The 12,023-nt window shown below is 46.0% G+C and carries 10 protein-coding genes; 8 read left to right on the top strand and 2 right to left on the bottom strand.

What is annotated here, in order from left to right; translation table 11 throughout:
* Positions 1-20 precede the first annotated feature (20 nt).
* The 5 genes from BLV66_RS02925 to BLV66_RS02905 all read left to right on the top strand — a co-directional run bounded on the left by BLV66_RS02925 (position 21) and on the right by BLV66_RS02905 (position 6,339).
* Positions 21-1,880 (top strand): acyltransferase family protein, encoded by a 1,860-nt coding sequence (locus BLV66_RS02925; RefSeq protein ID WP_086984760.1) that lies wholly within the window; start codon positions 21-23, stop codon positions 1,878-1,880.
* A gap of 2 nt (positions 1,881-1,882) precedes the next feature.
* Positions 1,883-2,812 (top strand): ribonuclease Z, encoded by a 930-nt coding sequence (rnz, locus tag BLV66_RS02920; RefSeq protein ID WP_086984761.1) that lies wholly within the window; start codon positions 1,883-1,885, stop codon positions 2,810-2,812.
* A gap of 118 nt (positions 2,813-2,930) precedes the next feature.
* Positions 2,931-3,338 (top strand): lipopolysaccharide assembly protein LapA domain-containing protein, encoded by a 408-nt coding sequence (locus BLV66_RS02915; protein WP_086984762.1) that lies wholly within the window; start codon positions 2,931-2,933, stop codon positions 3,336-3,338.
* 141 nt (positions 3,339-3,479) lie between these two features.
* On the top strand, positions 3,480-5,810 hold the full coding sequence (gene recJ / locus BLV66_RS02910) for a single-stranded-DNA-specific exonuclease RecJ (protein WP_086984763.1): 2,331 nt from the start codon (positions 3,480-3,482) through the stop codon (positions 5,808-5,810).
* Between the two features lie 16 nt (positions 5,811-5,826).
* Positions 5,827-6,339: an adenine phosphoribosyltransferase gene (locus BLV66_RS02905; protein WP_086984764.1), complete on the top strand. Its 513-nt coding sequence runs from the start codon at positions 5,827-5,829 to the stop codon at positions 6,337-6,339.
* Between the two features lie 88 nt (positions 6,340-6,427).
* On the opposite strand, the gene lexA is transcribed toward BLV66_RS02905, so the two are convergent.
* Entirely contained in the window at positions 6,428-7,051 is a 624-nt protein-coding gene (gene lexA, locus BLV66_RS02900) for a transcriptional repressor LexA (protein ID WP_086984765.1), read from the bottom strand.
* A gap of 243 nt (positions 7,052-7,294) precedes the next feature.
* Here lexA and BLV66_RS02895 point away from each other — a divergent pair, with 243 nt between their 5' ends.
* The 3 genes from BLV66_RS02895 to BLV66_RS02885 all read left to right on the top strand — a co-directional run bounded on the left by BLV66_RS02895 (position 7,295) and on the right by BLV66_RS02885 (position 11,138).
* Positions 7,295-7,525, top strand: a complete 231-nt coding sequence (locus tag BLV66_RS02895; protein ID WP_170100217.1) for a YneF family protein — start codon at positions 7,295-7,297, stop codon at positions 7,523-7,525.
* Positions 7,526-7,611: 86 nt separating this feature from the next.
* Positions 7,612-9,366: an ABC transporter ATP-binding protein gene (locus BLV66_RS02890; RefSeq protein ID WP_086984767.1), complete on the top strand. Its 1,755-nt coding sequence runs from the start codon at positions 7,612-7,614 to the stop codon at positions 9,364-9,366.
* Positions 9,363-11,138: an ABC transporter ATP-binding protein gene (locus BLV66_RS02885; protein WP_086984768.1), complete on the top strand. Its 1,776-nt coding sequence runs from the start codon at positions 9,363-9,365 to the stop codon at positions 11,136-11,138. Before BLV66_RS02890 ends, BLV66_RS02885 begins: the two co-directional genes overlap by 4 nt.
* 105 nt (positions 11,139-11,243) lie before the next feature.
* On the opposite strand, the gene BLV66_RS02880 is transcribed toward BLV66_RS02885, so the two are convergent.
* Entirely contained in the window at positions 11,244-11,861 is a 618-nt protein-coding gene (locus BLV66_RS02880) for a lysophospholipid acyltransferase family protein (RefSeq protein WP_086984769.1), read from the bottom strand.
* Between the last annotated feature and the right edge of the window lie 162 nt (positions 11,862-12,023).

Here is a 12,023-nt window from a genome sequence, read left to right as displayed (position 1 = left end):
ATAAATGGGGGATAATTATCGTGACATTACAGACACGCTCCGTTCCATTGGATGGAATGCGGGCGCTTGCGATTATTGCCATCCTTTTCTATCATTTGATGCCTCATGTTTTGCCTGGCGGCTACTTGGCAGTAAACATTTTTTTCGTTCTGACTGGTTATTTCATCACAGCGTCGGTGATTGAAGAATACGGCCAAAAAGAGAAGTTGGCTTACAAGTGCTATTTGGCCAGAAGGTTCAACAGATTATTCCTTCCGTTGCTGGGGATGCTGGTGACGGTGACAGCCTATATCACTTTGTTCCAAAGGGATTTATTACTGAATTTGCGGCCATGGCTTCTTTCGTCATTGGGGATGGTCAACAACTGGTGGCAAATTTCTGTTGGCGGGTCTTATTTCGAACAATTCTATGTGCAATCACCTTTTCTACATATCTGGTTCCTTTCTGTCATAAGCCAATTTTATGTCATCTGGCCTTTGATTGTTCTTTTGCTGATGGCCCTTTTCAAGGATAAACGGATCATCTTCTACACGGCTGTCGGGCTTTCTTTGTTTTCCGCCCTTACTATGGCCATGCTGTATGTACCAGGAGAGGACGCCTCGCGCGTCTATTATGGGACGGATACGCGCTTGTTTTCATTTATGGTAGGCAGTGCGCTGTCGGTTGTTTGGCCGTTAACGAAATTGAACGAGCCAGTGTCAAAACGAACGAAGCGAAGGTTGACGTTTGCAGCATTTTTAAGCTACGCGATTCTCGGTTTGATGTTCAGTAGGATGCTGGATAGTCAGACATTCACTTACAGAGGTGGAATGTACCTAAACAGTATCATCATCGGTGTTGCGGTTATCTTGACAGCACACCCGGCAACGAGTCTTTCTAGAATAATGCGGTTCAAGCCTATTCAATGGCTCGGCAGGCGGAGTTTCCTGCTTTATCTCTGGTACTATCCTGTACTTTCCCTTTATCAAGCGAAAGTAATCGATATGAGCGTTGATCCCGGGCGCCACATTTTGATCCAACTGGTCTTCATGCTTAGCCTCTCTGAAATAAGTTACCAATTATTCGAAAAAAAACGTTGGAAGATGGCGACTTTTCAGTTTTGGAAGCCTGCCGATACGGTTTCCCGAATGAAGTCTTCCGGATCGACAGACTCGGTCAGGCATTTCACGGAAAAAATTGCCGCATTCGTCAGTTTCTTCCTCTTGCTGACCGCTCTGGCGGGATTTGTTCAAGCACGATCCGGCGGAAATGCCGCTGTGGAGGAACTGCGACAGCAGATTGCAGCCAGCCAAAGTAAAATGGATGAGATGAATCGTGACGAGTCTACGCGCAGTAGGGCCATCAACAATATCGATGGCCTCGAACGGGAAACCGTGTTGTTTGCTCACAGCGCAGATATTACCTTCATAGGCGATTCTGTGTTACTCTCCGTCGCGGATCAATTGGTGACAATATTCGGTCAAGCGGTTGTGGATGGTGCTGTCAGCAGACAGCTTTACCAAACCTCTGCGGTCGTTGTTGCTTTGGAAAAACGGGAACAATTGCATGACACGGTAGTTGTCTTCTTGGGTTCTAATGGGACTTTCACCCGTACGCAAATGGAAACGTTCATAGAGGAAATCGGGACATCCAGGGATTTATTTTTCCTCACGACAAATGTTCCGAGAATCTGGAAGGACAGCGTGAATGAACAGTTGATGCTTGCCGAAAGTAATCATTCCAATGTCCATATTTTGGATTGGAATGCATACAGCAGCGAGCACGATGAGTGGCTTCTGGAGGATCGGGTCCATCCGAATCCAACGGGTGCAAAACAATTAGCCCTTTTTGTGGCTGAGGAAATCTATCAAGAATTAAATGATGAAAATGGGAGCAATTGATTATGAAAATTCAATTTTTAGGCACCGGAGCAGGTGTCCCTTCCACTAGCAGAAATCTTTCCAGCATAGCATTGAAACTGTTGGATGAACGCAATGCTATCTGGCTTTTTGACTGCGGGGAGGGGACACAGCAACGTGTGCTCAAAACAACGATTCGACCTAGGAAAGTCGAAAAAATCTTCATTACCCATCTGCACGGAGATCATATATTCGGCTTACCCGGGTTCTTGAGCAGCAGAGCTTTTCAAGGTGGCAATACGCCCTTGAACATCTATGGTCCTGTTGGAATCAAAGAATTTGTTTTGACCAGCCTGCGTATTTCCCAGTCCCATCTGCGATATCCAATCTTCTTTCATGAAATAACCGAAGATGGCGTAGTGTTTGAAGATGAACAGTTCCGCGTGAGTTGCGCAAAACTGAATCACGGCATCGCTTCTTACGGATACCGTGTCGAAGAGGCAGACTATCCGGGCGAATTGCAGGCCGATAAGCTGAAAGAGATGGATGTTCCCGCGGGACCTCTCTACGGAAAGCTGAAAAATGGTGAGACTGTTGTTTTACCGGATGGCAGAACCATCGATGGCCTGGATTTTATTGGGAAAACGACCAAGGGACGTATCGTAACGATTTTGGGCGACACAAGAAGAACGAAAAATACAGTGGTTTTAGCTAAAAATGCCGATGTTCTGGTTCACGAGAGCACCTTCGGGAAGGAAGACCAAGCGATCGCGTCGGATTATTTCCATTCTACATGCATCGATGCGGCTAAAGTAGCCAAAGAAGCAAATGTTAAGCAACTCTATTTGACCCATATTAGCGCGCGTTACCTCAACGGCAATGCGAATCAGTTGCAGCGGGATGCACGAAAAGTCTTTCCTGACACGAAACTCGTCAACGATTATGATGAGTTCGAAATAGCGCTGACGAAATGATCCCCGGATGCTTGATTGTCTGAGAATCATTCCGTTGATAAGCGTTGCAAGTTGACTATGCATCGGCAAAAAGATGATAATAAGAGTGGGATATATCAAAATGAGTGAGGCGATTATAATGAAAAATCAATGGAGATTAGTAGCAGGCATAATTTTGATCATCATCATTGTGTTGTTTGCCGTTTTCAATGTCGATTCTGTGCCGGTCAATTTTGGATTCGCAGTTGTGGATGGACCGCTTATCATTGTCATCCTTGTTTCTCTCCTGATGGGCTCGCTCATCACCTTGTTGGTTGCGACAGGGAGTGCAACGAAGAAGAATAAAGAATTCAAACAGATGCGCACTGAGATCGATACAAAAGGTAAAGAAATCCAAGCGGCAGTCGATGCCACGAAAATCGGGTATGAGCAGCAACTCGCCGATCTGAGAGCGGAACTGACTCAGAAAGAAAAAAAAATCAAATCCCTTGAAGAGGAATTGGTCAAACAGTTCACAGTGGGCAACCCGAATCAGCCAAGCGTTTGACGAAAATAGAGTGGCAGATCTATCCAATCGGCCACTTTTCAGTTGCAAAGAAAGACTAGAACGATTTCAGCTTCTAGTCTTTTTTGGATTACCGGGGGCCTAGGTGCACCCTCACAGTTTATATAGTTAGGAGTCGATAAATTGTTATCATCAAAGATGAATTGGAAAATACGCAAATCAGAAATTGATGATTCTGTAACCAGGGAAATCAGTCAGGCTACAGGCTTATCAGAAAAATTCATACTGCTTTGCATGCAGCGAGGATTGGAAACAAAAGAGCAAATCAAAGCGTTCATTGATGGAGCCGAAATGGAATTCCATGATCCGTATCTGCTGCATGATATGGATAAGGCGATTCACCGCTTGATGGAAGCTATTGAGGCTGGAGAAGAAATCGTCGTTTATGGGGATTATGATGCGGATGGTATCACAAGTACAAGCATTCTCGTGGAAACGATAGAAGTATTGGGCGGTAATGTCGGCTATTATTTGCCGAATCGTTTCACGGATGGTTATGGTCCCAACGCTGCTGCATTCAAGAAATTGATCGAGAATGGGGCACAATTGATCCTGACTTGCGATAACGGGGTTTCCGGCCACGAACCGATAGCGATGGCAAAAAAAATGGGCGTGGATGTCATTGTTTCTGACCATCACGAAGTGCCAGACGTGTTGCCGGATGCGTATGCCATCATCCACCCGAAACATCCTGCCGGCTCCTATCCTTTCCCGGATCTTTCCGGAGCTGGTGTCGCTTTGAAAATTGCAGCGGCCTTGTTGGGGGAAATGCCTTATGAATCGCTCGATTTGGCAGCGATCGGTACCGTTGCGGACCTTGTCAGTTTAACAGGCGAGAATCGTTGGATCGTGAAGCAGGGCCTGCAAGTCATGAAACAAACGCATCGACTTGGCTTGGCTGCGCTGATGGAAGCCGCGGGAATAGACGCGACCAATTTGGACGAGGAAAGCATCGGTTTCATCATCGGGCCGCGTTTGAATGCAGTCGGTCGGTTGGAGGATGCGGGGCCAGGCGCTGAACTGATGCTGTCATTCGATGAGGAAAAAATAGCTGAACTGGTTGCTTACATACAGGAAAAGAATGTCGAGAGACAGGGGATTGTCCAATCCATCCATGAAGAAGCCATTGCCGAACTGGCGAAGAACGAAAGCCTGCCGGATGTTGTCGTCTTGGGCAAAAAGAATTGGCATGAGGGAGTACTTGGAATCGTTGCAAGCAAGTTGGTCGAGGAATTCGGGCGTCCAACTATCTTATTCTGTATCGACGAAAAAACCGGCATCGCCAAAGGCTCGGCCCGCAGCACGGAAGCATTGGATATCTATACGGCACTGACCGATTCAAAAGATCTGCTTACGAAGTTCGGAGGGCACAAAATGGCAGCGGGCATGAGCCTTCCCGCTGCCGATTTGTCAGCCTTCAGTGAAAAAATAAATAGCTATGCGACCCTTTATCATGATGCGATCGTGTTGGGCGAATCCATTTATATAGACGCCATGCTGCCGCTTGCTGATGTCACTCTGCCTTTTTTGAAGGAATTGGAATTGCTCAAACCATACGGGACCGACAATCCAAAGCCTATATTCGGCTTCCAAAATGTGCCGTTGACAGATATCAGACAGATCGGTGCGGACAACAAACATCTGAAATTCAAACTTAAGGACAAAAACCTTTTTCTGGATGTGATTGGCTTCAACAAAGGAAGCATCAGCAACCACTTGAACGATGCGGATGTCGTTTCTCTGATTGGGGAACTTTCGATCAACGTTTGGCGGGACAGTGCGAAACCGCAGCTGCAACTAAAGGACATCAAAAACAAAAATGTCCAGTTTTTCGACAAACGGAGTTCGATTATCCAAGAATCGGTATTGGCTGTGGAAGATGCCCTGTACCTATTTTCGACTTCCGGTATCATGAAACAATTTTATGAGCGCATCCCGAACAGTTCGAACGCTGCGTTACTCACTGACAATACAGCGGATGCTTTGCAGGATGTCAGTGCCAGCAACTTGGTGCTCTTCGAATGTCCCTTGAAGATGGATTTGTTGGCTGATCTTTTAAAGAGCAATCAGTTCGAAAATGTGTATGTCGTCTCTCATGAAACAAACAGCGTTTACGCAGACGGAGTCCCTCCTAAAGACCAATTTGCAAAATTCTACCAATATATCCGTTCCCATAAGGATATCGATGTGAGAAATCGGTTAGATGCCTTAGCAAAATACTTAAAAATCAAAAAAAATCTTGCCATTTTTATGATTCAAGTGTTTTTGGAGGCGGGATTTGTTACAATAGACAATGGTTTCATCAATGAGGTCCAAAACCCTGTCAAAAGGGCTTTGGACGACACTCAGGTATACAAAGATCGCCTACAGAAAATGGAAGCTGAGAAGGTATTCATCTATAGCCCATTTTCGCAGTTGACGAAATGGTTGAATGAACAGATGATGGTACAATAATTAGGAGGAACACAAAATGGATTTGAAACAATATATTGCTGATGTCAAAGATTTCCCGGAGCAAGGCATCATTTTCCGAGATATTTCACCTTTGATGGCGAACGGAGAAGCTTACCGATATTCAATCAAAGAAATCGTGAAATATGCCCAGGACTTGAATGTCGATAAAGTAGTCGGACCCGAAGCGCGTGGGTTTATGGTTGGTTGTCCGGTCGCTGTGGAATTAGGCTGCGGATTCGCAATGGCCCGTAAAAAAGGCAAATTGCCGCGCGAAACGGTAGAAGTATCCTATGGACTGGAGTACGGAAAAGCAACCCTGCAATTGCATCAAGATGCCATCCTGCCTGGTGACAAAGTTCTGGTTTGCGATGATCTGTTGGCAACTGGCGGCACCACAGCCGCAACCATCGAATTGGTTGAAAAATTAGGCGGAGAAGTCGTCGCTTTGGCATTCCTGATCGAGTTGCTGGATTTAAAGGGCCGTGATCTGATCCAAGGGTATGACATCTTCACGCTGATGGAATACTAAAAATACTAACAATCCGAAAATTTACAGACACGCAAAAAAGGCTGCCAGTAGTTGGCAGCCTTTTTTGCTACAGTCGGGGGACTGTCCGTTATATGATGTGGTTCCGGTATAGACCGACTACTTTTCCCAGAATGATGACGGAATCCAAGATGATCGGATCCATGCTGGCATTTTCAGGTTGTAGACGATAGTAGTTGTTTTCTTTATAGAATCGTTTGCAGGTCGCTTCATCATCATCAGTCATGGCTATGACGATGTCGCCGTTTTCAGCCGTGGCTTGTTTTCTGATGATGACTGAGTCGCCATCGAATATACCGGCGTCAATCATGCTTTCCCCGCGGATTTTAAGCATAAACAAGCTTCCGGAAGAGGATTTCAAATCCGGTGGGACCGGGAAATAATCTGTTGCTTCTTCGACAGCCAGGATGGGAGCACCGGCTGTGACGGTACCCAATAGCGGCATTTTATCCGACATTATCCCGAGTTTATCCAGACCTGCTTGGGTCAGTTCGATCGCACGGGGTTTTGTAGGGTCGCGTTGGATAAAGCCATTTTTTTCTAGACGCGACAGATGGCCGTGCACTGTGGACGTTGAGGAGAGTTTGACTGCATTCCCGATTTCTCTAACGGTTGGCGGATAGCCTTTTTCTTGGACTTCTTCATAAATGTATTGAAGCACTTCAACTTGGCGTGAATCTTTATTTTTAACCATGAGATCATCATCTCCGTAATCCTAAATTTATAAGTTTAGAATACCATTAATCATCCAAAAAATCAAACAGATGTTCGCATATTCTGGGGTGGTCACGCAATAATATGCTCAAAATTGTCTTGGAACCAGTGACTGCTGAAGCGTTTTCGAAAATTCACTAAATTTATCCGTGATTGCTATTTCTTTTTCTCATAATCTTTAGTACAATTAATGAATGAATGCTTTGGAAAGGGGGATGAATACGTGTCAACAACAGCATGGGTAATGATGGTCATTTTAGGAATAGTAATAGGCGCGGTTGGCGGATTTTTCCTTGCAAGACGTTATATGGTAAAATATTTTGAAGAAAATCCACCGATCAATGAAGAAATGTTGCGTTCTATGATGATGCAGATGGGTCAAAAACCATCCGAAAGAAAAGTAAAACAGATCTTGGCTTCTATGAAAGCACAATCAACAAAGAAAAAGAAATAGACTAATGAAATAATATACAAAATGTGGATCTCTACGGTTCCACATTTTTATTTTGTCCGAATACAGGTAAGAAGGGAGCAATAAACGTGAGTATTTTCAAAAAATTGAGTTGGTTTTTCCGGCAAGAATGGAAATCGTATTTTGTGGGCGTCTTTTTCCTGATCATTGTGGCGATACTTCAGGTTGTTTCGCCGCGCGTTGTCGGAATCATCATCGATGAAATTGCCTTAGGGACCTTAACGATGGCTTCTTTGTGGAAGTGGTCGGCGGTCATATTGATTGCGGGCATCCTGCAGTACCTTTTCCGTTACATTTGGCGGATGAAGATATGGGGCACCTCGGCAGAGTTGGAAAAGATACTTCGTTCACGATTGTTCAAGCATTTCACCGAAATGGATGCTGTCTTTTTCCAGAAATACAGAACCGGTGATCTGATGGCGCATGCGACGAATGACTTGAATGCGATCAGGATGGTCGCAGGCGCTGGCATCCTGACATTGGCAGATTCGATTTCTTCAGGCGGAATCACGCTTTTCACAATGTTCTTCTTGATCGATTGGCGTTTGACGCTCATTGCCATGATTCCGTTGCCGGCTTTGACGCTAGTGTCACGGATCCTCGGACAGAAGATGCACAAGCGTTTCCGTAAAGCACAAGCTGCTTTCTCAAATCTGAATGACAAAACGCAGGAGAGTGTGTCCGGCGTTAAGGTAATCAAGACGTTCGGCGAAGAAGAAGAAGATATTCGTGATTTCGAAGCGATGACGAAGGATGTCGTCGTGAAAAATAAAGCTGTCTACTTGGTGGATGCCTTATTTGACCCGGCGATACAACTTATTTTGGGGCTTTCTTTCGCACTGACGATCATCTTTGGTGGCCGTTTTGTCGTGGAGGGCAGCATCAGTATCGGCCAGTTGGTTTCGTTCATCAGTTATATCGGAATGATGGCGTGGCCGATGTTGGCAGTGGGAAGATTATTCAATGTGCTGGAACGAGGCAGTGCCAGTTACAGCAGGATCGATGAGCTTCTGAAGGAAAAATCAACGATCCAGGAGCAGAAAAATGCTGTCCGGACTCCAATTACAGGCAATCTGGATTTTCAGGTATCCTCATTCGGTTACCCAAACAGCGAAGAAATCAGCCTGCAGGACGTCGGTTTCCATTTGGAGCGGGGACAAACGTTAGGGATTGTCGGCAGAACCGGATCGGGCAAAAGCACGATTTTCCGTCTGCTGTTGCGTGAGTATGATCAATATGCCGGCAGCATCAATTACAATGGGATCGATATCCGTGATTACTCATTGGACGCATTGCTGAGCGGAATCGGTTACGTCCCCCAAGACAACTTCCTGTTCTCTTCTGACGTCCGGGAAAACATCCGTTTCGCTGATCCATCCATCAGCCAACAAAAGGTTGAAGAGGCAGCTCGCTTGACCGCCATCCATCAGGATATCCTCGGGTTTCCGGAGGGTTACGATACGTTGGTTGGCGAAAGGGGCGTTTCCTTATCCGGTGGACAGAAACAGCGGATAGCGATTGCGCGGGCTTTAGTGACTGAACCCGAGCTGCTTATCCTGGATGATTCTTTATCCGCGGTGGATGCGAAGACGGAGGAAGCGATCCTGACAGGGCTTAAGGAAAAGCGAGCCGATCAGACAACGATCATCGCAGCCCATCGGATCAGCAGCGTGATGCATGCAAATGAGATCATCGTCCTTGATAAGGGGCGCATCGTCGAACGCGGAACTCATTATGAGTTGATGGAACTGGGCGGTTGGTACCGTAGAATGTACGAAAAACAACAACTCGAAACAAAATTGGAAGGGGCGGATGAAGAATGAGTGGATCAGTATGGTCTAAAACAATCCCATTGAAGGAACAACTCCGGGTAATCAAACGAATCTTCCACTTTGCCCATCCTTTCCGCCATCAATTTTTGATTGCTTTGCTTTTCAGCATCGCGTTGTCGCTGGTAAATGTGGTGGCGCCGCGCATCATCCAAATTTACATGGATGATTATCTGGCTGTTGGCAATGTCACGACCAACATCAGTGTGCTATTTGCGTTGGCTTATGTAGGAGTCGTTCTGCTGAAGATGTTGGTCACGTATCTGCAGCGCTATATTTTCAGCATGGCATCTGAACAAACAGTTGAGAATATCCGAAATGCCGTTTTCCGTAAGATCAATCAATTGGGGATGCGCTACTATGACACCACCCCGGCTGGATCGATCGTTTCGCGCGTCACGAATGACACAGAAACCATCAAGGAATTCTGGAATGTATTTTTGGCCTTGGCAGAGGGAATCTTCAGCATCATCACTGTGTTCATCGCTATGTGGACATTGAATAAGCAGATTTCCCTTCTTTTTATCGTATTTGTTCCAATCATGGCCGGTCTGATTTGGTATTATCAAAAGTACAGCACGCGCGTTTACCGCACGATGCGCGAAAGACTGAGCCAACTGAACACGAAATTGAATGAATCAATTTCCGGTATGGCGATCATCCAGCAGTTCCGCCAAGAAAAACGTCTGCGTGCGGAATTTGATGCGATCAACGACGATTACAGCAAAGGGCGGGTAGCGATGGTCCAGATGAACGCCTTGATGCTGATGCCGGTCGTCAATCTGTTGCAGGCTATCGCGTTGGCGATCGTACTTTGGTTATTCGGATATCAGACTTTGAATGGCGTCGTGGAGCTGGGGGTCATCTATGCTTTCACCACCTACATCCAAAATTTCTTCCGTCCGATGGGGATGATGATGGACAACCTCAGCGCCCTGCAGGACGGCATTGTTTCCAGTTCACGGGTACTGAGCGTATTGGATAATTCCGAATTGGCGCCTAGCCAACCGGAGGATTCAGAATTGGAAATTGCACAGGGAAGGATCGAATTCAAAGATGTTTCCTTCTCTTATGACGGGAAACAGGATGTGCTTAAGAACATCAGCTTCACAGCGAATCCGGGCGAGACGGTCGCACTTGTGGGCCACACCGGAAGCGGGAAAAGTTCCATCATCAATGTTTTGCTACGTTTTTATGAGTTCGAGAAAGGCGACATCCTGATTGACGGGAAATCGATCAAGACATATCCGATCGAGGAGATCCGCTCAAAAATAGGCTTGGTCCTGCAGGATTCCTTCCTATTTTACGGCGACATCACTCATAATATCCGTTTGATGAACAAGGATTATACCGACCGTGATATCGAAAGCGCGGCTGCTTTTGTGCATGCCGATTCATTTATCGAGTCGCTGCCTGGGGGCTATCATGCAAAAGTGATCGAGCGCGGGGCCAGTTATTCAAGTGGTGAGAGACAATTGATTTCGTTCGCCCGAACAATTTTGCGGGATCCGAAAGTGCTGATCCTTGATGAAGCGACAGCCAATATCGATACCGAAACAGAACTACTGATCCAAGAAAGCATGCGGAAAATGCGTGAAGGCCGTACGACGATTGCGATTGCTCACCGTCTGTCCACCATCCGCGATGCCCATCTGATTTTGGTTTTGGACAAAGGGCGCGTCATTGAACGAGGCACACACGAAGAACTGATCGCCAAACAGGGTACCTATTATGACATGTACATGCTGCAGTCGATGAACGACTGATCGCTTGTTAAACAGCAATGAAAAAAACAGCGCCGGAAAATATTCCGGTGCTGTTTTTTGTTTGTTTTCGAGATGATTAAGACCCGATAATGGACATCAGGTGTTTTATTTTGCGATGTAGACGAAATTCGGATCGATTTCCTGATCCAATTTGCGGAAGGTGGTTCCGAGCAGTTCGTCATAGGCAGCCAGTTCTTCTCTGGAAATCCGCTTTTCGTTCGGCAAATAGATGGGCTTACCGAAGCGAACCGTCGCCTTTTTGCGCTTCAGGAGATCCTTGAGTGTGAGTGGACCTTGATAGACAACCGGAAGGATCGGCACGTTTGCCAGTTTAGCGATGGAAGAAGTGCCGCCCTTGATTTCTGAGGAATGCCTCGACCCGGTCGGGAAGATCAACAGATTAGTTTTACCTTCCTTCAGGATCGAAACCGGTTGCTTCAGGGCGCTCGGGCCCGGATTTTTACGATTGACAGGGAAAGCGTTCATGTGAGTGAGCAACCAGTTCATGAATTTCCCCTTGAAGAGTTCTTGCTTCGCCATTGATGAAAATACGTGCGGATAAACGCCGAACGAAATGAAAATGGGATCCAGCAGACTTCTGTGGGGAGCTGCAAGGATATAGACTGTGTCTTTCGGGATGTACTCTTTGTTTTGGATTTCGGTCTTGCCATTCAGGATACGGACCAGAAATCTTACTATGATGACGACTGTTTTAAAAAACATGACAGGGCTCCTTTTGCTTTGGCATTATGCTAATCAGTATGAGATAGTTTGTTGAATATTTCAAGTTAAATATTCAGTTCTGACCGCCATCAATGGGGAAGAAGGTATATTTTTCGACGAAATTGCAGTACAATAAAGGATGGACAGCAAGAAGCAGAGGAA

Source organism: Trichococcus collinsii (assembly GCF_900107505.1).
GTDB lineage: Bacteria > Bacillota > Bacilli > Lactobacillales > Aerococcaceae > Trichococcus > Trichococcus collinsii.
Note: the sequence above shows the minus strand (reverse complement) of the source record. Positions and strands in the feature narration are given on the sequence as shown.